Source organism: Stenotrophomonas daejeonensis, assembly GCF_001431505.1.
Classification (GTDB): domain Bacteria; phylum Pseudomonadota; class Gammaproteobacteria; order Xanthomonadales; family Xanthomonadaceae; genus Stenotrophomonas; species Stenotrophomonas daejeonensis.
This window is the reverse complement of record NZ_LDJP01000062.1, coordinates 1-20,615: the sequence shown is the minus strand read 5'-3', so window position 1 is coordinate 20,615 and position 20,615 is coordinate 1. Positions and strand designations below refer to the sequence as shown.

Sequence of the window (20,615 nt, the reverse complement as noted above, 5' to 3'; positions counted from 1 at the left end):
CCCGCGCTCATTCCGCCGCCGTCCACTGCGCATGCCACGCCGCATACGGCGTGTTCTTCACCAGATGGCGGTTGTAGTCCGGCGCGCCATCGTCCCACCAGACCGGGCCACGCTCGCCGAGCGCACGCTTGGCGGCATCGACCGCCGCACCGGCGCGCGCCAGCGCCTCGCGGTCGCCTTGGCGGCGGGCCAGACCCACCTCCCGTCGCGCCGCCATCAACTGCCGCACCCATGACTGGCGCTGCGCCTCCGGCAGATGCGGGTTGGCGGCACGCCACAGCCGCCCGCGCACCACCAGATAGCGGCCATCGGGCGTGTGCGGTGGGGACGGGGCCATGCGGCGGCTCTCACGGTTGGAAAAGAACCGCGACGATCACCGCCCACGCGTGCATGCCGCGTCGATGCCCTCGCCACCGGCGTGCATGCCATGCATCAGGTCAGTGCCGACGTGGATTCATAGGGCAACGGCTGCAGGCCAAGCCCGGCGATGGCCGGGCCGGCGACCTCCAGCACCTCCGGTTCGCCATCGACCACGACCAGGATGTTGCCCGCCTCGATCTCGTCGTCGAACGCCTGCCGCACCGGGTCGGGCACGGTCGCGCCCAGCAGCGCCGCCGCCAGGCTGCCGACCAGCGCCCCGGCCACGCCGACGGCCGCCGCGCCAGCCAGGGTGATGCCCAGCGGCGGCACCGCCACGGCGACCAGCCCCGCCAGCAGGCCGGTGGCCGCGCCATAGCCGGCACCGCGGCCGGCGGCGGTGATCAGGTCGGTGTCGGCCATCTTGCGCTTGTCGGGGATCACGTATTTCTCGATGTCCGAGCGCGCCACCAGCAGGATGTCGTCGTTGTCCACGCCGGCACGGCGCGCGGCCACCACCGCCGCCTCGGCCATCGGCAGGCTGGATGCACTGAATACATGCCGCTTCTTCATGGCGATATCTCCTTCAGTCGGATACGCCGCCAGCGGGCGGCTGTCGCGCCGGATTGGCCCTGCACGCGGTTGTTGCTGCACCTGGCCGGTATTGGGGTGGCGGATCATCACGCAGTCTCCCTCCGCGACGCGACACCTGCCGCACACCCAGCCTCCACCGGCAGCGGTTAGGGCGGCGTGGCCTTGCGTGGCGGAATGGATACAAAGATGACCGCGTGCCCACTGCGGAAAGGTCGGTTCTTCTCGTCAACCGCGGGAAACGCACGTCCGCCGGGGCCGCCCTTGGGGAGCCCCGTAGGTGCCGGGCTTGCCCGGCACGGGGCTTCACCGGGAAAGCCCCATGCGGGGCGAGCCCCGCATCTACAGGAACACCCGGTCCCATGCGTGCCACGCCACCGCCATTGCTCCGGGCATGATTCCCGCGCCCGGGCAAAGAACCGGGATTCCTTGCCACGGGCAAGGCACGAACCCGCGCAAACCCGGGCGCTGCCGCTACCCTAGCTTCATCACGACACCATCCCGTGCCCTGCCCGTCCCCCAATGAACACCGACCACCGCGTCCAAGGCCTCGACAACGACGAGGTGCCCGCCGACTGGCCCGCGATCAGCGAACGCGAGGTCGCATGGCTGCGCGGGCGATTCCCGCAGCTTGAAGGCGCCGGCGCCGCGCTGTGGCACAGCCCGCGCCCGATGTCGGCGGCCGCCATCGTCGAGGGCACGGCGGGGCAGGTATTCATCAAGCGCCATCACCACGGCGTGCGCAACGCGGCGAGCCTGGCCGAGGAGCATCGCTTCATCGCCCACCTTGCCGGCGCGGGCGTGCCGGTGGTCGAGGTGCTGCGGGATCGCGACGGCGCCACCACCGTCGAGCATGGCGACTGGACCTATGAACTGCATGCCGTGGCCGACGGGCAGGACCTGTACCGCGACGTCCCCTCGTGGACGCCGCTTGCCGAGCACGACCAGGCACGGGAGGCCGGCAGGATGCTGGCCATGCTGCACCGGGCATCGGCGAGCTACGGCGCTCCGCAGCGCAGTACTCACATGCTGGTCGCGCGCGACGACCTGATCCGCGCCGCCGCCCCGATCGCACGGCTCGAACACGACTTCGGCGAACGCCCGGCGCTGGCCGACTACCTGTCGCGCAAGCCGTGGCGGGACGCCCTCCGGCAGACCGTGCTGCCGTGGCACGCGGGCCTGCACCAGCGCCTGCAGGCCGAACCGCGGCTGTGGGCGCACAACGACTGGCACGTCTCCAACCTGCTCTGGCACCGCGAAGGCGATGCCATGCACGTGGCGACCGTGCTCGATTTCGGCCTGGCCTCGCCCACCAGCGCCCTGTTCGACCTGGCCACCGCGATCGAGCGCAACGCGGTGGCGTGGCTGGAGCTGGAACGCGGCATGCAGGCCGTGCATGTCGATACCGCGCTCGCCCTGCTCGACGGCTACCGGCAGGTACGGCCGCTATCCGCCGCGCAGGTACACCTGCTGGCCGACCTGCTGCCGGTGGTGCATTTCGATTTCGCACTGTCGGAGGTCGAATATTTCCACGGCGCCACCGGCTCGACCGCGAACGCCGACGTGGCGTGGCACACCTTCCTGCTGGGCCACGCCGAATGGTTCGGCACCCACGCCGGGCAGGCCTTGCTGGCCGCGCTGCACGCCGCCGCCTGAACGCGCACGCGGGGCAAATCCGTACCGTTTATGGTCAAATACGCCCCTGAAGCGGGGGTGCCTGACCAGTCAGGCTGAGAGAGTCCCTTGGAACCTGATCCGGTTTGCACCGGCGTAGGGAGCTTTGAGCAGCAGGCACACCGCCTTCGTGGCCGGTCGCGCATGCGCGCCTTCGCTTCGTCTCCCCCACCGGCCGATGACGAACCGAATGAACCGCTGCTACCGAATCCCGCTGCTGACCGCCGCCCTGGGCGCGGCACTGCCGCTGCATGCCAGCACCCCCGAAACCGACGCCAACGACACCCAGGCCCGCTCCACCACCGAGCTGGCCGCCGTGCGCGTGCAGGCCAGGCAGCCCGGCGCCAGGGACACCCAATCCAACAGCTTCGGCAGCGGCGACTGGAAGAACACCCCGGCCTCGGTCAGCGTGCTGGACCGCAGCCTGCTCGACAGCCGCCACGTGCGCACGCTGTCCGAACTGGCCAGCAACGACGCCTCGCTGGGCGACAGCTACGCGCCGGTGGGCTACTACCAGAACATCGCCATCCGCGGCTTCGCGCTGGACACCGCCACCGGCTACCGCTTCAACGGCCTGACCATTGCCGGCGAACAGCGGCTGGCGCTGGAGAACGTGCAGCAGGTGGAAATCCTCAAGGGCGAAGCCGGCCTCGCCGCTGGCGTGATCGCCCCCGGCGGCGTCATCAACTTCGTCGGCAAGCGCCCGGCCGAAGTGCGCAGCGTCACCCTCGGCACCGATTCGGAAGGCTCGCGTCACGCCGCCGTGGACGTGGGCCACTGGCTGACCCCGCGCATCGGCCTGCGCTTCAACGCCGCATGGGAAGACGGCAACTCGTATGTCGACCATGCCGACGGCCGCCGCAATTTCTATTCGCTGGCCAGCGACTGGCTGCTCGGCGAGCACGGCAAGCTGGAAGTGGACGCCAACTACCAGACCAGCGCGCAGCGCTCGGTCTCGGGCTACCAGCTGCTGGGCGCCACCGCCCTGCCGCGCGACGTGGACCGCAAGCAGATGCTCGGCTACCAGCGCTGGCAGCAGCCGGTGGGCATCGACAGCACCAACATCACCGCCCTGCACACCTACGACTTCAGCCCGGCGTGGCAATCGCGCGTGTCGGCCAGCCACAGCCGCTCGGTGATCGACGACAACGTCGCCTTCGCCTATGGCTGCTACTACGCAGAGTCCTGCTGGGACGGCAGCGTGCCGGGCAACTACTTCGCGCCCAACGGCGACTACGACATCTACGACTACCGCAGCCCGGACGACACCCGCCGCAACCAGCAGCTGCGCGCCGAACTGCGCGGCCGCTTCGCCACCGGTGCGGTGGACCATCAGCTCGTGACCGGCGCGGATTACTTCCGCCGCAGCGTGGACAAGCGCCGCAACGTCAACGAATACGTCGGCACCGCCAACATCCACGACAGGGAAGTGCCGCAGTTCGATCCTTCCCCACTGGAACCCGGCCCCTCCGTGCGCCGCCTCGACAGCCGCCAGAAAGCCCTCTTCGTGCTGGATCGGGTGAGCTTCGCCGACAACTGGCAATGGCTGGCCGGCGGCCGCTTCGTGCAGCTGGACGAACGCGCATGGGACAAGCGCGGCAACCCCGAGCGCGAGAGCCGCGTGTCGCGCTTCCTGCCGCAGACCGCGCTGATCTGGAGCGCGACCGGCCAACTCAACGTGTATGCCAGCTACGTGCGCGGCATCGCGCTCGGCCAGGAGGCGCCGTTCTGGACCAGCAATGACGGCAACTTCCTGCCTTCGGTGCTGTCGCGCCAGATCGAAGTGGGCGCCAAATACATACCATTGGATTCCCTGACGCTGGGCGCCGCACTGTTCCGCATCAGCCGGCCGTTCCAGTACGCCAGGCCTGACGACAGCGACTACGGCTACACCTTCGTGCAGGAAGGCCAGCAGACCCACACCGGCCTGGAACTGAGCGCGCAGGGGCGTATCACCGAGCGCCTGCAACTCACCGCCAGTGCCAGCGTGCTGCGGGCACGCGCGCACGATACCGGCACGCCGGCCTACGAAGGCCACCCGCTGGTCAACGTGCCGACCACGCGCGCAAGCCTGCATGCCGACTACCAGCTGCCGTTCGCCCCCGACCTCGGCATCACCGGCGGCTGGCGCTACGCCTCCTCCAACGTCGCCACCGTCGATGGCCGCGTGCGCGCGCCCGGCTACAGCGTGGTGGACGCCGGCCTGCGCTTCCGGCACCAGCTGCAGGGGCACGCGCTGGACTGGAACCTGTCGGTGGACAACGTCTTCAACCGCTTCTACTGGCGCGACACCGGCAGCAGCGCCGGCGACTACTACCTGTTCCCCGGCGCCCCGCGGCAGGCGCGCCTGTCGGTGACCATCGCGCTATGAACCCCGCGATTCTGGAATGGTCAGCCGTCGCCTTCAGCATCCTCGGCGTATGGCTGATGGCGCAGCGGCGGATGCTGGCCTGGCCGATCGGGCTGGTTTCCGTCGGCCTGTACGCATTGGTGTTCTTCGAGGCCCGGCTGTATTCGGACACCCTGCTGCAAGGTGCCTTCGCCGCGTTCCTGCTCTATGGCTGGATCAACTGGCACCGGCAGGACAAGCCCGACGGCCGCGTCGTCATCGCACCACTGCCGTTCGGCGAATGCATCCGCGACCTCGGCCTCGGCATGGCCTTCGGCCTCGCGCTGGGCGCAGCCATGCACAGCTATACCGATGCCGCCCTGCCGTGGCTGGACGCGATGCTCGCCGCGCTCAGCCTGGTCGCGCAGTGGTGGCAGGCCCGCCGCCACACCGCCGCGTGGTGGCTGTGGATCGTGGTGGATGTGGTCTACGTGAGCATGTATGTGGTGAAGTCGCTGCATGTCACCGCGGGGTTGTACCTGCTCTTCATCGGGCTGGCAGTGATGGGGTTGCGGGCATGGAGCAATGCTGGCAAAGGCCTGAAGCCAGCAATTGATTGAACCCCCGCAAGCGTGGCGCAAGCCGCGGGTATTTGCGAAAGTGGTCCGCAGAGGGAAGCCCTGCCCTTCCCTCCGCACCACCATTCCAGCGGAGAACCAGGTCGAAATGCGCTACAGACTTTCGGGTGGGGTGATCCTGCTGCTGCACTTCTTCGTGATGGCTCCAATCAGCGTCACCTATGGCCGCATAGACGGCTGGGCATGGCTGCCGCCCGCGCTATATGCCATAGGGGCCTTGTCCATGTGGATGTTTTCGCTCCCCGGTGCCAAACGCGGGCTGATCTCCTCCACTTGGCGCCATTTCTACCTGTTCAAGATGTTCCACCAGCACGGCTTCAGGGACATGGGGCACGCAAGGCGCGGGGACTGGGACCGATATGGAAGGTCCTCCCGCATCGTGGTTCACGCCATAGGCCTGCTTCTCACCCTATCGGTCATGGCAATGAGCAACGCAGGAAGCGATCTTTTCTGGCAATCCCTTCTACTTGGTGCCTCGTTTGCCCTCGGCATCGAAGCCGGCTTTCTGTTCTTCAAGTCGGGGGATGCGCGCAGGGGCAGAGGCTAGCTTGAGGCCCATGAGCCAGACGCCAGCCAACCCGGGGGCGGCTGGAGTCAATGAAGATCGCCAGTCGCATTCATGCGGCGTGGAAAGCGATAGATGATTGCAAGCCGGGAACCAATCGGCTCCGCCTTTTCATCCTGCCGGAACCGTCTCGAGTTCTGCCCCTTCGGCCACGATGCGGTATTCCACCGACGACACCGCCAAGCCCTTGCCGTCCTCACGCATGTGCTCGACCTGCTCGGGCGCAAGCTCCTTGCGCGACAGCACGCCAACCACCTCGGCACGACCACTGCTGTCCTTGGGGATCAGGAACGCATGGTCCTTGAACATCACCCGCGCCGTCTGGCCGTTGTCCTCCAGCACCATCCAGCACTCTTGCGCCTGGCAAACATCGGTGATGCGGCCACTGTAACGCTGCGGCTTGCCGGCATGCTGGTCGAACGCAGCGACCGCCTCGGACACCGGGATCACTGCCGTAGCGAGCAACGGCGCACCATAGCGGGTAGGCTCGCCGGCATAAGCGAAGCTGGTTGAAGCCAGTAGCAAGGCGGGGAGAAGGACGCGGCGCATGGGGGGCTCCAGCGAATTGAGGATGTAGAGGCGAGAATACGCCGGTCCACGCAACTTCCGCCAAACCCGCGACAATCCCCCTGGAAATTTTCTTCCTACATACGCATGCTTGCGCACATGGCGGACTTCCTAAGCCCCACCGAACGCAGCGAGAGGATGGCCCGGGTTAGGGGACGGGACACCAAGCCAGAACTGTTCGTAAGAAAAGCCCTACACGCCGAAGGGTTCAGGTTCCGGGTGAACGTCGCGAACCTCCCTGGACGCCCTGACATCGTTATGCGAAGATACTCCACCGCTATCTTCGTGCATGGCTGCTACTGGCACTCCCATAGCTGCCAGAAAGGACGCATACCTAGCACGAACCCCGCGTTTTGGGAAAAAAAATTCCTGACCAACAAGCGCAGGGACGTGCGCGTGGCCCAAGCACTCCGGGGCCAAGGCTGGCACGTATACGTTGTATGGGAATGCCAGCTAAGGACCATCGCGGGCAGGGAGCGGACCATCAAGGCCTTGGCGAAGCGCATACGTCGCAACCAGCGAGACGGCGCCTAGCCAGTATTTGCCAATTGCATATTCAGGAGATCTTCCCGTGGTTAAAAGGACCCTCAAGGTCATGGACCTATTCGCAGGATGCGGTGGCCTTTCCCTCGGCCTTGAGCAAGCGGGCTTCACCCCGGTTTTCGTAAATGAACTAAACGACGATGCCCGTCGCACCTATATCCAGAATCGTCAAGAAAGGCATGAGTGGCTGGCGGAATCAGGCTTCAGCACCGCCGATGTCAAGGGGATGGTATTGGAGAAAAAATTCCTACCCGCACTGGAGAAACGGCTAGCAGGAACGTTTGGAATCCAGCACGGCGAGCTAGACCTGCTGGTCGGCGGCCCGCCATGCCAGGGATTTTCCGGGATCGGGCACCGGCGGTCATATTCCGTGGACAAGGAGCAGCTACCGTCGAACCACCTATACCAAGACATGGCGGCGATCATCCACAGGATGCGGCCGCGGGCGTTTCTTTTCGAGAACGTCCGTGGCCTCTTGAACAGCAGATGGACCGAATCAGGGCAAAAGGGGGAAATCTTCAGGGACATCCTCGGCACGTACCAGGACATACCCGGATATACCGTCGCGTACTCACTGGTATATGCGAAGGACTACGGGGTCCCGCAGAATCGTCCGCGCGTCCTCATGGTTGGCATACGTGACGACGTCCAGGCTTCCCTCACCCGCGAAGGCAATCCCGAGGACGCCATAGCCCGCGGCTACCTCCCTGCCCCGACCGAAGCCACCGCACCTGACCTTATCGACCTGCTCGGCGACCTAGTTGACCCTGACTATGAGAACGGAGGAGCCACGACCCAGTATCCAGCATCCGCGCGCACGGCCATCCAAAAGTCCATGCGCACGCCGCAGGAAGGTGGTCCTCCATACAAGAAGGGCGCTCCGCTTACGGAGCATGAATACAGCAAGCACAACGAACGCGTCATGGCAAAGTTTCGCGCGATGCATTCCAGTGGCGGCCATGTCCCGAGCGAGTTCCGCACCAAGAAATTCGCCCAGCGCTTGCTCCCGGCCCGCTGGGGCAAGGAAGGCCCGACCATAACCGCGACCTCCCTTGCGGATGACTACGTGCACTTTTCCCAGCCCCGCGTCCTGACCGTCCGGGAATGGGCGAGGCTCCAGATGTTCCCGGATTGGTACCGATTTGCTGGCAAGCGCACCACCGGCGGCATCCGGCGTGCGGGTAACCCCAGGGAGGGAATCTTCGACCGCGAGGTGCCCAAGTACACGCAGATTGGCAACGCGGTACCAGTTGGCCTCGCCAAGGCCGTGGGCGAGCACCTGAAGGCGCTACTATCCAAGGACTAGTACTGGTTCCCGAGGAAAGGATGCTATCCGCCGCCGACGTTTCCATCCAAGAAGTACTGCGTTATTTCACAAACAAGGGGCTAGACGTAGGCCTAGTCGTCCCTACCGCCACCGGCATGGCAAAGGGCATCATGGATGCCACCGGTAGCGTCAGGGATTTCCTGAAGGCGTCAGGGGTCCATGATTTCGACAAGCAAGAACAGGGTGGGGACCATAAGAAGCTCGTCCCCACCCGTATCGCTACCTCCGCAGGCATCGTCTCCACGACCACGAGCCTCTATCGACCAGTTACCAAGAAGGGAGACCCCCGCCTTTGGATCTATGGACTGGCACAGCATGCGGAACCGGGCAATGTCCTGGTACTCATTGCCGTCGGCAACAACGAACTTCTCGTGGTCAATGCGAGCAACGCGGGACTAGTCCCCGGAGTTTCTCCCCGGCACGGGGAGCGGCTCCGCATTGCGGACTGCACCGACATCGACCTTGAGGCGATACTTGCGCCGCTGCTTGCCGTATCCCGCACTGTTGCCGATGAGCTGCTTGCCCTCATACGGGGCATCTCCGGCCAATGGCATCGCGGTATCGCTGGCAAGCGGCGCGATACCGAGGTCGGGAGGCTACTTGAGGAACTGCTGGGCATCCGCACCAACAGTTCCCGCCTCCCCGACTACAAGGGAATCGAAATCAAGTCGGGCAGGAAAGGCGGGAAGAATCGGCAAACCCTCTTCGCGAAAGTCCCGGATTGGTCGATCAGCCACCTGAAGAGCAGTGCCGCGATCCTGGATACCTTTGGCTACCGACGTGCAACTGAAAAGTACGAAAGGCAGCTACGTTGCACTGTTTCCGCCCGTGTACCGAACAGCCAAGGCTTGTACCTTGAGTTCAGTCGGGACCAAGCCCTGTTGCACGAGAACAGCCAACACCCCAAGCATCCGCAAGTCGTCGCGTGGCGGATCGAAGACTTGAAGCAATCACTTGCAACGAAACATCCCGAAACATTCTGGGTAACTGCCGCCAGCCGCAAATCGGGCGATGCAGAGGAGTTCCGCTACGAGCATGTGCTGCACACGCGAAAACCCATGATCAACGCCCTACCCACACTACTGGAGTCCGGCATAGTCACCGTCGACCACCTGATCACGAAAGATCTCGATGGCCGGGTCAAAGAGCAAGGCCCCCTCTTCAAGATCTGGAAACGAGACATGGACTTGCTATTTCCTCCCGGCGAACTCCATACGTTCTAAGGAGTTATCTTCCCATTGCCCAAAACCGATGGACGCGCCTCCCGCACAAAATCAAGAAGGAAGGGCGGCCAAGCCGCCCTTCCTAATCTACGAAAACCAGATGACTGCCAGCACCGCAGGAAGTCCGACTCAAACCCCAACCGGGTTCGCCTTCTCCGGGTCGATGTTGTACTGCTTGATCGCCCGGGCAACATCCTTCGCCGTCATCTTCCCATCCTTCGCCAACGCCGCGATCGCGGCATGCGCGATGTAGTAACGGTCCACCTCGAAGAACCGACGCAGGTTGGCGCGAGTGTCCGAGCGGCCGAAGCCGTCCGTGCCCAGCACCGAGTAGGTCATCGGCACGAAGGCGCGGATCTGGTCGGCGTAGGCGCGCACGTAGTCGGTGGCGGCAATCGCCGGGCCCTGGCGGCCTTCCAGCAGTTCGGTGACGTAGGCCTTGCGCTGCTCGCCTTCCGGGTGCAGGCGGTTCCAGCGCTCGGCGTCGAAGCCGTCGCGGCGCAGTTCGTTGAAGGCCGGGCAGCTCCAGATGTCGGCGGTGACGCCGAAGTCCTTGTCCAGCAGTTCGGCCGCGGCGATGGCCTCGCGCAGGATGCTGCCGCTGCCCAGCAACTGCACGCGCAGCTCGCCCTTCTTAGGCTTGCCGGCGTCCTTGAGCAGGTACATGCCCTTGATGATGCCCTCGGCCGCGCCCTCCGGCATCGCCGGGTGGGTGTAGTTCTCGTTGAGCAGGGTGATGTAGTAGTACTCGTCGATCTGGTCTTCGAGCATGGCCTTGGTACCGTGCTGCAGGATCACGGTGACTTCGTAGCCGAAGGTCGGGTCGTAGCTGCGCACGTTGGGGATGCCGCCGGCCACGAGCTGGCTGAAGCCGTCCTCGTGCTGCAGGCCTTCGCCGTTGAGCGTGGTGCGGCCGGAGGTGCCGCCCAGCAGGAAGCCGCGGGTACGCATGTCCGCCGCCTGCCAGGCGAGGTCGCCCACGCGCTGGAAGCCGAACATCGAGTAGTAGATGTAGAACGGCAGCATCGGCACGTCGGACACCGAGTAGCTGGTGCCGGCGGCCATCCACGAGGCGATGGCGCCCGGTTCGCTGATGCCCTGCTGCAGCACCTGCCCGCTCTGGTCCTCGCGGTAGTACATCAGCTGGTCGGCATCGACCGGCTTGTACTTCTGGCCGTACGGGGCGTAGATGCCGATCTGGCGGAACAGGCCTTCCATGCCGAAGGTGCGCGCCTCGTCGGCGACGATCGGCACCAGCCGCGGGCCGATCTCCTTGTCGCGCAGGGTGATGTTCAGCGTCTGCACGAAGGCCATCGTGGTCGAGTAGGTGCGCTCGCCGGAATCCTTGAGCAGGCGCTCGTAGGTTTCCAGGCGCGGGGCGACGAACGACTTGCTGGCCTTGCGCCGGCGCGCCGGCAGGTAGCCGCCCAGTTCGGCGCGGCGCTGCTTGAGGTACTGCACTTCCGGCGAATCCGGGCCGGGGTTGTAGAACGGCACCTGGCCGTCCTTGAGCTGCTCGTCGGTGACCGGGATGTTGAAGCGGTCGCGGAAGTGGCGCACCGCCTCGTCGTCCAGCTTCTTGGTCTGGTGGGTCGGGTTGAGCGCCTCGCCGGCGCTGCCCATGCCGTAGCCCTTGACCGTCTTGGCCAGGATCACGGTGGGCTTGCCCTTGGTGTTCACCGCCTGGTGGTAGGCGGCGTACACCTTGTGCGGGTCATGGCCGCCGCGGTTCAGGCGCCAGATGTCGTCGTCGGACAGGCTGGCCACCATCGCCGCGGTCTCCGGGTATTTGCCGAAGAAATGCTCGCGGGTGTAGGCGCCGCCGAAGGCCTTGCAGTTCTGGTATTCGCCGTCGACGGTTTCCATCATCAGCTTCTTGAGGACGCCGTCGGTGTCCTTGGCAAGGAGCGGATCCCAGTACGAGCCCCACAGCAGCTTGATGACGTTCCAGCCGCCGCCGCGGAACACGCCTTCCAGTTCCTGGATGATCTTGCCGTTGCCGCGCACCGGGCCGTCCAGGCGCTGCAGGTTGCAGTTGACCACGAAGATCAGGTTGTCCAGGCCTTCGCGACCGGCCAGCGCGATGGCGCCGAGGGTTTCCGGCTCGTCGCTCTCGCCGTCGCCGATGAAGCACCACACCTTGCGGTCGCTCTTCTCGATCAGGCCGCGATGCTCCAGGTACTTCATGAACTGCGCCTGGTAGATCGCCGCCAGCGGGCCCAGGCCCATCGACACGGTCGGGGTCTGCCAGAAGTCCGGCATCAGCCACGGGTGCGGGTAGGAGGACAGGCCGCCGCCGTCCACTTCCATGCGGAACTTGTCCAGCTGCTGCTCGTCGATGCGGCCTTCGAGGAAGGCGCGGGCGTAGATGCCCGGCGAGCTGTGGCCCTGGATGAACAGCAGGTCGCCCGGGTGGTTCTCGCTGGGGGCGCGCCAGAAATGGTTGAAGCCCACGTCATAGAGCGTGGCGCCGGAGGCGAAGGAAGCGATGTGGCCGCCGAGGTCACCGGGCTTGCGGTTGGCGCGCACCACCATCGCCATCGCGTTCCAGCGGATGATCGAACGGATGCGCCATTCCAGCTCGGCGTTGCCGGGGCTCTTGGCCTCCAGCTGCGGCTCGATGGTGTTGACGTATTCGGTGGTCGGGGAGAACGGCAGGTACGCGCCCGAACGTCGGGTCAGCTCGACCATGCCTTCCAGCAGTTGATGCGCGCGCTCGGGGCCCTCGACATCGATAACGGCCTTCAACGACTCGATCCACTCCTGGGTTTCCAGTGGGTTCGGATCGTTGTTCAGCACCTCGTTCAACCAGTTCATTGTCGCTCCCAGTTACTGCACGCACGCGCGCGCTTGTTCGTTAGTTTCGAGCCGCAAAGTGTAACGCACCCGGTTGCCCGCAAAGCTGGCTACGCATACGTATGGAGGCTTGGAAAGCCGCTGTCCGCAAGACATCCGCGACAGGCCACGGACGCCATGCGGGGACAATCCGGGCACCCTGTCCGCAGCCGGCCGATGGCGATGAAGCACACCGTCCCGATGCCGCCGATGGCGCCGGCAGTTGGCCGACGAAACAGGCGGGACCACGGCATCGACTCCCCAAGCTGAACGGGACCCTTCATGGCTTGATTTCCGCATTGGCATTCCGCGCTTTTAGATATATCTTTTCTTCTACAAAAATCGATATATCTGAAAATGAAGAACACTGAATCCCATCATCATCACCACGCACATCCCTTCTTCCGCCCCGAAAGGCATCCCTTCCACCGGCCGCATGCCCGCGATGGCGTGGGCGCCGACGGTCTGCACCCGCACCATCGCGGGCACCACGCCGGCCGCATCCACTGCAGCGGCGAAGGGCATGGCGGCCCGCACCGGCGCGGCATGCGCATGCAGGGCGGCCACCGGGGCCACGGCGAACACGGCCACGGCGGCGCCCATCCCGGACACCGCGGCGGTGGCGGACGCGGGGGCCGCGGCGGCGATGGCGGCTCGCGCCGGCCGCTGGGCCGCGGCGACCTGCGCCTGCTGCTGCTGGCGCTGATCGAGCAACAGCCGCGCCACGGCTACGAGCTGATCCAGCTGATCGGCGAACTGTTCGGCGGCGCCTATGCGCCCAGCCCCGGCGTGGTCTACCCGACGCTGGCGCTGCTGGAGGACATGGGCCTGATCGCCGCCGAGCAGGACAGCAGCCGCAAGCGCTACGCCATCACCGACGCCGGCCGCGAGCAGATCGACGCCAACCGCGAAATGATCGATGCCGCGCAGGCCCGCACCCGCGACAGCGCCCGGCGCATGGCCAAGGCCACCATCCCGCCGCCGGTGCGCGAGGCGATGGAGCAGCTGAAGCGTGCGTTGCTGGATCGCCAGGGCCTGTGGACCGAAGAGGAAGCCGCACGCGTCGCACGCATCCTGATGCAGGCGCATGGCCGCATCGACGCCGACGATGCGACGGCCTGAGCCGGCCACCGCACCAACACCCGCCACGGCCGCTGGCCGTGGCGCTCCCGCATTCCCCACCCTGCGCAGGATTCCCGATGTCACGCCATGAAACCCGACTGGTCCGCCTCACGCCCCGCTTCCGCCACCTGCAGGTGCTGCGCAGCGAACGGCTGACGCCCAACATGCAGCGCATCGTCGTCGGCGGGCCGGCGCTGGAAGGCTTCGACAGCCGCTCCCCGGACGACCACGTCAAGCTGTTCTTCCCCAACGCCGAAGGCGAGTTCGTGCTGCCGGAACTGACCGAACACGGCCCGCGCTACCCGCAGGGCAAGCCGCCCTCGCCCGCCCGCGACTACACCCCGCGCCACTACGACGCAGCGGCCGGCGAGCTGGTGCTGGACTTCGTGCTGCACGGCGATGGCCCGGCCACGAGCTGGGCGGCCGCCGCCGCCCCCGGCGACGCGCTGGTGGTGGCCGGCCCACGCGGCTCGCACGTGGTGGCCGACGACTTCGATGCCTACGTGCTGATCGGCGACGAAACCGCGCTGCCGGCCATCGCCCGGCGGCTGGCGGAACTGCCCGCGCACGCCGTGGCCGAGGTGTTCGTCGAGATCCCCGAGGAAGGCGACCGCCAGCCGCTGGAAAGCACCGCGCAGGTCAACGTGACGTGGTTCGAGCGCAACGGCTTCGACGCGGCCGGCAGCACCCTGCTGGAGGACGCGCTGGTGGATTTCGAGGCGCCCGACGGCGATGCGTTCTACTGGATCGCGGTCGAGTCGCGGCGCGCGCGGCTGATGCGCAAGTTCGTCGAAGGCCACCTGCAGGTGCCCAAGGAATGGATCCGCGCCACCGGCTACTGGAAGGCCGATCCCGACGACGCGGAATAAGCGGCGGGATCGGCAAAGGACGAACCCGGGCTCACACGCCCAGGAAGCGGAACGGCGCGGTTTCCTCGAACTGCGCGTTGGCTTCGCCCGAATGGATGGTGCGCTGGTACTGGCCCAGGTCCAGCCGCCGGGTCCTGCCGGTTTCCGCAGAGAAATCGATCTTCTTCAGGTCCACCCAGAACACGTTGGGCGCCAACGCCGACTCGAAGAAATACAGCCTGCGCGTCTGGTCGGCCACGCTGCGCCAGCGCGTGGAGGCGATGTTCGGCTGGTCCGGCGTGGTGATGCCGTAGGGCACCGACACGTTGCGGATCACGCCGAAGGCCGAGGCGACGGATTCGACCGGGTCGGCGGACTTGGGGATCGCGTTGACGTAGAACGAGGCGCGCGCGAAGCGGTCGGCGGCGCGGTTGGTGCCCGGCAGCATCACCGTGCCGCCGATCGCCCGCCAGTATTCGTTCAACGCCAGCTGTTCCTCGAAGATCGGCGAGTTGGTCATCACCTGGTAGTCGCGGCCGTGGTGGATGACCTGCTTGCCCTTGATGTACTCGATGATGGCGCTGTCGCCGCTGGCATCGGACAGGGACAGGTGCAGCGTGGCCAGGCGCTGTTCGCCCGGCGGGCTGTCGGTGATCAGCGTGAACGGCTCGTCGGCCAGCGCCTTCACCGCCTCGTCGACGCTGGCGAAGTTGTCGAGCATGTACTGCGTCCACGCCGAGATGCTCAGGCCGGGCTTGCCGCTGTCGCGGTCCGGGTATTCCGATTCGGCCAGCCACAGCAGGTTGGCGACCAGCCCGGCCTCGTTCATGCCGTCGGTGATGGCGATGTCGTAGGCGCTGGCGACGACGCTGCCGTAGCGCGAGGTCCACCGCAGGGAGTTCGCGCCGGCCTCGCCGGTGCGCTGCATGCCGCGCGGGAACATCCACAGGTGGGTGCCGGTATCGACCTTGTAGTCCATCGAACGGCCGGTGATGACCTCGTTGCCGGCGCCTTGGTAGACGAAACGGGTGCAGGCGTCTGCCTGCTGGCCCAGGCCGCCGGCGACGAGGGCGATGCACGCCGCGATGATGGATTTCCCCGGATTCTTCATGGCTGCAAGCTCCCCTTCCGCCCTGTTTCGGTGATGGTTCCGGGCGACGCTAGGACAAGTGCCGTCCCGCAGCCGTGAACGCCCGCGCCGTTTCCCCCGTGCCGCGATGTGCGCCGCCGGCCCGGCATGCCCGGGGCCGTGGCTGCTATGCTTCCGGCGGTTCATCCGGTTGCCTGCCATGACCCCACGGTTCCCCCGCCATTTCCGTTCCTGCGCCAGCGCCGCGCTGCTCGCCGCGGGCCTGTCCGGCTGCCTGAGCACGCCCGGCCCCACCGTCGCCGGCGACGGCCAGTGCGATGCCTCGCAGTCGCAGTGGGCGGTAGGCGAGCCCGGCAACGAGGCGAACATGCGCCGGCTGTCGCGCGAGAGCGGCGCCGGGCTGGTGAACCCGGTCGGCCCGACCACGGTCGTCTCCCGCGATTTCCGCCGCGACCGCCTGCGCGTGTACCTCGACGCCGGCAACACCATCACCGCGGTGCGCTGCGAATAAGCCAAGCGGCAGGCAAAGAAACGACGTTCCCTGGCACCCCAACGAGCAACGCCGTTGCAGGTGCCGGGCTTGCCCGGCACGGGGCTCATCGGGAAAGCTTCATGCGGGGCAAGCCCCGCATCTACAAGATGCCTCGTAGGTGCCGGGCTTGCCCGGCACGGGAGCTCCCCTGGTAATGCCCCATGCGGGGCAAGCCCCGCATCTACGGACATGCCCTCGCACTCCAACAGACGTGTCGATGCGACAATCGCGCCCGGTCACGGTGAAACAGGCGATGGCGTGGGCAAGCTGACGATGGCGGGACTGGAAGCCCTGCGCGAGCGCATGGCCGCGGACGCGCACTGCGACACGGCGCTGGCCGGCTTGGCCCGAACGCAGGCATTGCGCGAGCCGCTGCGTGCGTTGGTGCGCGCGCAGCACCTGCTGCTGCAGGCCGAACATGACGTCGACCAGGTGACGGACGTGCTGCGCCGCGACCAGAAGTACGCGCCGGCGGGACGGCCGTCGATACACATCGTGCAGCTGCGCAAGCAGCAGGCCGCGGCCCGGCAGGTCATGCTGGTCGCGCGCCAGCGGTTGGCGCAGGCCGCGCAGACGTTCGTGCAGGCCAGCGGCTTGCCGGTGAAAGCCGGGCAAACGCCCAGCACTGCCGCCGCCGCGTGGCTGCAATCACTGGGCTGAGGCACGGCAGCCGGGCCATGCACCCACGGAAAGCAGAAGGCCCGCCAATGGCGGGCCTTCGTGCATCGGCAATTGCCGGGCTTACTCGGCCTTCGGGATCGACGCCTCGGTGGTGATGCGCACCTTGACCTCGTCGCTCACCGCCGGCGCATAGGCACCCACGCCGAAATCGCTGCGCTTGAGCGTGGTGGTGGCATCGAAGCCCACCGACGGCACCTTCATCATCGGGTGTTCGCCGGCGCCGTTGATGGTCACGTCCAGCGTCACCGGCTTGGTGATGCCCTTGACGGTCAGGTCGCCGGTGACGGTGAGCTTGTTGGTGCCGGCCGCTTCCACCCTGGTGCTCTTGAAGGTGGCGGTCGGGAACTGCGCCGCGTCGAAGAAATCGGCGCTGCGCAGGTGCTCGTCGAACTTGGCGGTGAAGCTGTTCAGGCCCGACAGCGGCAGGGTCACTTCCACGCTGGACTTGCCCACGTCGTCGGCGTCGTAGACCAGGGTGCCGTCGGCATCGCCGAAGTGCGCGCTCGGGTTGGAATAGCCCATGTGGTTCCACTGCACCAGCACGTCGGTGTGGCTGGGATCGAGCTTGTAGGTGCCGGACGCCACCTGGAAGGCCTCGGCTTCGGGAGCGGCGGCGGTTTCGGCCGGCGCGGCGGTGGCCGCATCGACGGCGGCGGCCGGTTCGGCCGGCTGGGAGCAGGCGGCGATGGCGGCGGCCAGGGCCAGCGGGAGCAGCAGTTTCATGGTCTTCATCGGTCTCTCCGGTACGGGGCTGGATGGGTGGAGGAAGGTGCGGGGTTCAACAGGGCCGGCATCCACTGGCGGCGCCGGGTGCGGCAATCAGGCGATGCGCGCGGCCTCGTCGAAGGACAGCCGCGGCAGGCGCGGGAACACGCCGGCAGGGTCGCCGTAGCCGAGGTTGACGAGGAAATTGGACTTGATCGCGGTGCCGGCGAAGAAGGCCTCGTCGACCTTGGCGTTGTCGAAGCCGGACATCGGGCCGGCGTCCAGCCCCAGCGCGCGCGCGGCCAGGATCAGGTAGCCGCCCTGCAGGCTGCCGTTGCGGAACGCGGCCTCGTGGCGGCCTTCGCGCGGGCCGTCGAACCAGCTCTTGGCGTCGGTGTGCGGGAACAGGTACGGCAGCTTCTCGTGGAAATCCAGGTCGAAGCCGACGATGACGGTGACCGGCGCGGCCATCGTCTTGGCCAGGTTGCCCTCGGACAGCGCCGGCGCCAGCTTCTGCTTGGCCTCGGCCGACTTGACGAACACGAAGCGCGCCGGCGTCGCGTTGGCCGCGGTCGGGCCCCACTTCAGCAGCTCGTACAGCGCGTGCAGCTGGCTGTCCTCGACCGGGCGGTCCTGGAAGGCATTCTGGGTACGGGCGGTGCGGAACAGCTGGTCGAGCGCGGCATCGTCGAAAACGTCGGACATGGAAACTCCAGGGCGAATGGGCTGCGGCCGTGGCATTGCGCGATGAAGGCCGCAACAATGGCACAACGAACAAGTGGCCGCAGTGTAAGGGGCCACGACCGCTGCAACCCCAGGCCCGATTGAAACGAATCAATGCCACACGCAGAACAATCGACACTTCCCTGGACGATTACCGACGGCCGCGCCGGCAACCTGCGCCAGGCCGTGGCGCTGGCATCGGCCTTGCGCCTGGGGGGGCAGCAGCGCCTGCAACTGCAGCCGCGCGCACCGTGGCGCTGGCTGGCGCCACGGTGGCTGCCCGGCGCCGCGCAGGGCTACGGGGAAGGCTTCGCGCGGCTGGCGGCGAACCCGCCGGCGCTGGCGATCGGCTGCGGGCGGCAGGCCGCCGGCGCGTTGCGCGTGCTTGGCCGGCGCGGCACGCACACCGTGCAGATCCTCGACCCGCGCATCACCCCGCGCCACTGGCAACTGCTGGTGGTGCCCGAGCACGACCGCCTGCGCGGCGGCAACGTGCTCACCCTGCTCGGCAGCCTGAACCCGGTGAACGACGAATGGCTGGCCTGCGGCCGCGCCGCGTTTTCCAGCTTCGAGCAGTTGCCCGGCCCGCGCACCGCGCTGCTGGTGGGCGGGCCCACCGAGCATGCGCCGTGGCGCGAGCAGGAGATCGCGCCCTTGCTGGCCGAGCTGGCCGCATGCATCCGCGGCGAAGGCGGCAGCGTGCTGGCGACCACCTCGCGGCGCACCCCGCGCGCGGTGACGCAGGCGCTGCTGCGCGCCTTCGACGATGTCCCCGGCGTGATCTGGAGCGATGGCGGCGACGGCTCCAACCCGTATGCCGGCCTGCTGGGCTGGGCCGACCGCATCGTCTGCACCCCGGATTCGGTGAACCTGCTGTCCGAGGCCTGCGCCACCCGCGTGCCGGTGGGCGTGCTGCTCGGCCAACGCGCACAGGCGCGGATGGCACGATTCCAGCAGTCGTTGCGCGCGCGTGGCCGCCTGCTCGACGCGCGGGATGCGCTGGCGGCTGGCCCGCAACCGGCCATCGAGCCGTTGCGCGAAACCCCGCGCATCGCCGCCGAAGTGAAGGCAAGGCTGGGGTTGTAGCTGCGGGGCTTGCCCCGCATGGAGCCTTCCCGGTACCCGGTCAGCACCGACTTTCAGCTTATCCCTTCTCCCTCCGGGAGAAGGTGCCCCGAAGGGGCGGATGAGGGTTCCGGCGAAGCCTGGTGCAATCAAATACCGCGCGGCTTCGCCCCATACCCTCTCCCCAACCCCTCTCCCGAAGGGAGAGGGGCTTGAAACTGAAACTTCGTACCAATCAGGTCCCGGCAAAGCCCCGTGCCGGGCAAGCCCGGCACCTACGTGATGCGGAACCATTCACATGAGGCCTTCGCATCCACCGAAGGTGCACATGATCGGGCACCACGCCGCAAGCCACCGGCATGCGCCCACGCCTGATTCAGGCCGGACGTTTACAATGCCCGGCCCCGCGCCTGCCGGTTCCGGCAGGGCGGTTTCCCCTTCCGATCATTCCCCGGTGCCCCTGGTGCCGGCATTGCCGTCCATGTCCCCGTATCCGCCCATCCGTTTCGCCCCGCTGACCCCCACCTCGCTGCTGCTGGCCGTGCTGGCGATGGGCGCGGTGGTGCTGGGCTCGAACGTGCTGGTGCAGTACCCGATCAACGACTGGCTGACCTGGGGCGCCTTCAGCTACCCGGTGGCGTTCCTGGTCAGCAACCTGATCAACCGCCGCTTCGGCCCGCGCGCCGCGCGGCGCGTGGCCTGGGCCGGTTTCGCGGTGGCGGTGGTGCTGTCGCTGTGGATCGCCACGCCGCGGATTGCCATCGCCTCGTGCATGGCCTTCATCTGCGCGCAGCTGCTGGACATCACCGTGTTCGACCGCCTGCGCGCCGGCAACTGGTGGCGCGCGCCGGCGGTGGCCACCACCTGCAGCGCGACGCTGGACACGGCGATCTTCTGGTCGATCGCCTTCGCCGGCTCGGCGTTGCCGTGGCTCAGCTGGGCGGTGGGCGACTGGCTGGTGAAGCTGGGCATCGGCCTGTGCCTGCTGGTGCCGTTCCGCGCGCTGCTGTGGAAGATGGCGCCGGCGCGGATGTAACGCCCTTTCTCCCTGCGGGGTGAAAGCATGTTGCTCGCGAGCCACTGGCTCGCACACGCTTGAACGCCCGGCGCGCTGCGCCGGGCCGGGGCGCGGAGCGAGGTGCCCGAAGGGCGGATGCGGGGCAAACGCAGTCAGCGACGCCTGAACCATCGGGACTCCAT

General features: G+C 67.0%; 21 protein-coding genes and 1 riboswitch. Of the genes, 13 read left to right on the top strand and 8 right to left on the bottom strand.

Annotation, left to right across the window (positions count from 1 at the left end; all coding sequences use genetic code 11):
- Nucleotides 1-7 precede the first annotated feature (7 nt).
- Together ABB34_RS10695 and ABB34_RS10690 are read right to left on the bottom strand one after the other, a co-directional pair.
- On the bottom strand, nt 8-337 hold the full coding sequence (locus ABB34_RS10695) for a hypothetical protein (protein ID WP_057641313.1): 330 nt from the start codon (nt 335-337) through the stop codon (nt 8-10).
- Between the two features lie 95 nt (nt 338-432).
- Nucleotides 433-930 carry a hypothetical protein gene (locus tag ABB34_RS10690; RefSeq protein ID WP_057641312.1) on the bottom strand — a complete coding sequence of 166 codons (498 nt, stop codon included), beginning with the start codon at nt 928-930 and terminating at the stop codon, nt 433-435.
- A gap of 540 nt (nt 931-1,470) precedes the next feature.
- Between ABB34_RS10690 and ABB34_RS10685 the strand changes: the two genes are divergently transcribed.
- The 4 genes from ABB34_RS10685 (at nt 1,471) to ABB34_RS10670 (ending at nt 6,136) form a co-directional block, all read left to right on the top strand.
- Entirely contained in the window at nt 1,471-2,604 is a 1,134-nt protein-coding gene (locus ABB34_RS10685) for a phosphotransferase enzyme family protein (RefSeq protein ID WP_057641311.1), read from the top strand.
- Between the two features lie 43 nt (nt 2,605-2,647).
- Nucleotides 2,648-2,742: riboswitch (TPP riboswitch) on the top strand.
- 70 nt (nt 2,743-2,812) lie between these two features.
- Nucleotides 2,813-4,993 (top strand): TonB-dependent siderophore receptor, encoded by a 2,181-nt coding sequence (locus tag ABB34_RS10680; protein WP_057641310.1) that lies wholly within the window; start codon nt 2,813-2,815, stop codon nt 4,991-4,993.
- On the top strand, nt 4,990-5,571 hold the full coding sequence (gene pnuC, locus ABB34_RS10675; protein WP_057641309.1) for a nicotinamide riboside transporter PnuC: 582 nt from the start codon (nt 4,990-4,992) through the stop codon (nt 5,569-5,571). Before ABB34_RS10680 ends, pnuC begins: the two co-directional genes overlap by 4 nt.
- A gap of 106 nt (nt 5,572-5,677) precedes the next feature.
- A complete protein-coding gene (locus tag ABB34_RS10670) occupies nt 5,678-6,136 on the top strand; it encodes a hypothetical protein (protein ID WP_057641308.1) in 459 nt (152 codons plus the stop codon).
- Nucleotides 6,137-6,265: 129 nt separating this feature from the next.
- On the opposite strand, the gene ABB34_RS10665 is transcribed toward ABB34_RS10670, so the two are convergent.
- A complete protein-coding gene (locus ABB34_RS10665) occupies nt 6,266-6,703 on the bottom strand; it encodes a DUF4920 domain-containing protein (protein ID WP_083490162.1) in 438 nt (145 codons plus the stop codon).
- 105 nt (nt 6,704-6,808) lie between these two features.
- Between ABB34_RS10665 and ABB34_RS14935 the strand changes: the two genes are divergently transcribed.
- From ABB34_RS14935 to ABB34_RS10655, 3 genes are all read left to right on the top strand, one after another.
- Nucleotides 6,809-7,255 carry a very short patch repair endonuclease gene (locus ABB34_RS14935; RefSeq protein ID WP_338062555.1) on the top strand — a complete coding sequence of 149 codons (447 nt, stop codon included), beginning with the start codon at nt 6,809-6,811 and terminating at the stop codon, nt 7,253-7,255.
- 61 nt (nt 7,256-7,316) lie between these two features.
- The gene (locus ABB34_RS10660) at nt 7,317-8,570 is read left to right on the top strand and encodes a DNA cytosine methyltransferase (protein WP_169788710.1); all 1,254 of its coding nucleotides are present in this window, start codon (nt 7,317-7,319) and stop codon (nt 8,568-8,570) included.
- Nucleotides 8,571-8,590: 20 nt separating this feature from the next.
- A complete protein-coding gene (locus tag ABB34_RS10655) occupies nt 8,591-9,814 on the top strand; it encodes an MvaI/BcnI family restriction endonuclease (RefSeq protein ID WP_057641305.1) in 1,224 nt (407 codons plus the stop codon).
- Between the two features lie 129 nt (nt 9,815-9,943).
- On the opposite strand, the gene aceE is transcribed toward ABB34_RS10655, so the two are convergent.
- Together aceE and ABB34_RS10645 are read right to left on the bottom strand one after the other, a co-directional pair.
- Entirely contained in the window at nt 9,944-12,631 is a 2,688-nt protein-coding gene (gene aceE / locus ABB34_RS10650; protein WP_057641304.1) for a pyruvate dehydrogenase (acetyl-transferring), homodimeric type, read from the bottom strand.
- 351 nt (nt 12,632-12,982) lie between these two features.
- Nucleotides 12,983-13,216 carry a hypothetical protein gene (locus ABB34_RS10645; protein ID WP_152979585.1) on the bottom strand — a complete coding sequence of 78 codons (234 nt, stop codon included), beginning with the start codon at nt 13,214-13,216 and terminating at the stop codon, nt 12,983-12,985.
- Between ABB34_RS10645 and ABB34_RS10640 the strand changes: the two genes are divergently transcribed.
- Both ABB34_RS10640 and ABB34_RS10635 read left to right on the top strand, forming a co-directional pair.
- Nucleotides 13,202-13,771: a PadR family transcriptional regulator gene (locus ABB34_RS10640; protein WP_057641302.1), complete on the top strand. Its 570-nt coding sequence runs from the start codon at nt 13,202-13,204 to the stop codon at nt 13,769-13,771. The genes ABB34_RS10645 and ABB34_RS10640 overlap by 15 nt on opposite strands.
- Before the next feature lie 77 nt (nt 13,772-13,848).
- Entirely contained in the window at nt 13,849-14,640 is a 792-nt protein-coding gene (locus tag ABB34_RS10635) for a siderophore-interacting protein (RefSeq protein WP_057641301.1), read from the top strand.
- Nucleotides 14,641-14,671: 31 nt separating this feature from the next.
- Here ABB34_RS10635 and ABB34_RS10630 read toward each other — a convergent pair whose 3' ends face one another.
- Nucleotides 14,672-15,730, bottom strand: coding sequence for a linear amide C-N hydrolase (locus ABB34_RS10630; protein WP_057641300.1), 1,059 nt, complete (start codon nt 15,728-15,730; stop codon nt 14,672-14,674).
- A 178-nt stretch (nt 15,731-15,908) separates the two neighbouring features.
- Between ABB34_RS10630 and ABB34_RS10625 the strand changes: the two genes are divergently transcribed.
- Nucleotides 15,909-16,220, top strand: a complete 312-nt coding sequence (locus ABB34_RS10625; protein WP_057641299.1) for an I78 family peptidase inhibitor — start codon at nt 15,909-15,911, stop codon at nt 16,218-16,220.
- Nucleotides 16,221-16,499: 279 nt separating this feature from the next.
- The gene (locus ABB34_RS10620) at nt 16,500-16,901 is read left to right on the top strand and encodes a hypothetical protein (protein ID WP_057641298.1); all 402 of its coding nucleotides are present in this window, start codon (nt 16,500-16,502) and stop codon (nt 16,899-16,901) included.
- 81 nt (nt 16,902-16,982) lie between these two features.
- Here the strand turns inward: ABB34_RS10620 and ABB34_RS10615 are convergent, their stop codons facing one another.
- Nucleotides 16,983-17,654, bottom strand: coding sequence for a YceI family protein (locus tag ABB34_RS10615; RefSeq protein ID WP_083490161.1), 672 nt, complete (start codon nt 17,652-17,654; stop codon nt 16,983-16,985).
- Between the two features lie 87 nt (nt 17,655-17,741).
- A complete protein-coding gene (locus ABB34_RS10610; RefSeq protein WP_057641297.1) occupies nt 17,742-18,332 on the bottom strand; it encodes a malonic semialdehyde reductase in 591 nt (196 codons plus the stop codon).
- Between the two features lie 132 nt (nt 18,333-18,464).
- On the opposite strand from ABB34_RS10610, the gene ABB34_RS10605 reads away from it, so the two are divergent.
- Nucleotides 18,465-19,436: a mitochondrial fission ELM1 family protein gene (locus ABB34_RS10605; RefSeq protein WP_057641296.1), complete on the top strand. Its 972-nt coding sequence runs from the start codon at nt 18,465-18,467 to the stop codon at nt 19,434-19,436.
- 460 nt (nt 19,437-19,896) lie between these two features.
- Complete coding sequence (locus ABB34_RS10600; RefSeq protein ID WP_057641295.1) at nt 19,897-20,451, top strand: queuosine precursor transporter; 555 nt, start codon at nt 19,897-19,899, stop codon at nt 20,449-20,451.
- The last annotated feature ends 164 nt before the right edge of the window (nt 20,452-20,615 follow it).

Bases quoted from the DNA above. Each gene is read 5' to 3' on its own strand.
- ABB34_RS10685 (WP_057641311.1), top strand. From the start codon at position 1,471: ATGAACACCGACCACCGCGTCCAAGGCCTCGACAACGACGAGGTGCCC.
- ABB34_RS10670 (WP_057641308.1), top strand. From the start codon at position 5,678: ATGCGCTACAGACTTTCGGGTGGGGTGATCCTGCTGCTGCACTTCTTC.
- ABB34_RS10640 (WP_057641302.1), top strand. From the start codon at position 13,202: ATGCAGGGCGGCCACCGGGGCCACGGCGAACACGGCCACGGCGGCGCC.
- ABB34_RS10630 (WP_057641300.1), bottom strand. From the start codon at position 15,730: ATGAAGAATCCGGGGAAATCCATCATCGCGGCGTGCATCGCCCTCGTC.
- ABB34_RS10625 (WP_057641299.1), top strand. From the start codon at position 15,909: ATGACCCCACGGTTCCCCCGCCATTTCCGTTCCTGCGCCAGCGCCGCG.
- ABB34_RS10655 (WP_057641305.1), top strand. From the start codon at position 8,591: ATGCTATCCGCCGCCGACGTTTCCATCCAAGAAGTACTGCGTTATTTC.
- ABB34_RS10665 (WP_083490162.1), bottom strand. From the start codon at position 6,703: ATGCGCCGCGTCCTTCTCCCCGCCTTGCTACTGGCTTCAACCAGCTTC.
- ABB34_RS10600 (WP_057641295.1), top strand. From the start codon at position 19,897: ATGTCCCCGTATCCGCCCATCCGTTTCGCCCCGCTGACCCCCACCTCG.
- ABB34_RS14935 (WP_338062555.1), top strand. From the start codon at position 6,809: ATGCTTGCGCACATGGCGGACTTCCTAAGCCCCACCGAACGCAGCGAG.
- ABB34_RS10690 (WP_057641312.1), bottom strand. From the start codon at position 930: ATGAAGAAGCGGCATGTATTCAGTGCATCCAGCCTGCCGATGGCCGAG.
- ABB34_RS10610 (WP_057641297.1), bottom strand. From the start codon at position 18,332: ATGTCCGACGTTTTCGACGATGCCGCGCTCGACCAGCTGTTCCGCACC.
- aceE (WP_057641304.1), bottom strand. From the start codon at position 12,631: ATGAACTGGTTGAACGAGGTGCTGAACAACGATCCGAACCCACTGGAA.
- ABB34_RS10635 (WP_057641301.1), top strand. From the start codon at position 13,849: ATGTCACGCCATGAAACCCGACTGGTCCGCCTCACGCCCCGCTTCCGC.
- ABB34_RS10695 (WP_057641313.1), bottom strand. From the start codon at position 337: ATGGCCCCGTCCCCACCGCACACGCCCGATGGCCGCTATCTGGTGGTG.
- pnuC (WP_057641309.1), top strand. From the start codon at position 4,990: ATGAACCCCGCGATTCTGGAATGGTCAGCCGTCGCCTTCAGCATCCTC.
- ABB34_RS10680 (WP_057641310.1), top strand. From the start codon at position 2,813: ATGAACCGCTGCTACCGAATCCCGCTGCTGACCGCCGCCCTGGGCGCG.
- ABB34_RS10605 (WP_057641296.1), top strand. From the start codon at position 18,465: ATGCCACACGCAGAACAATCGACACTTCCCTGGACGATTACCGACGGC.
- ABB34_RS10660 (WP_169788710.1), top strand. From the start codon at position 7,317: ATGGACCTATTCGCAGGATGCGGTGGCCTTTCCCTCGGCCTTGAGCAA.
- ABB34_RS10615 (WP_083490161.1), bottom strand. From the start codon at position 17,654: ATGAAGACCATGAAACTGCTGCTCCCGCTGGCCCTGGCCGCCGCCATC.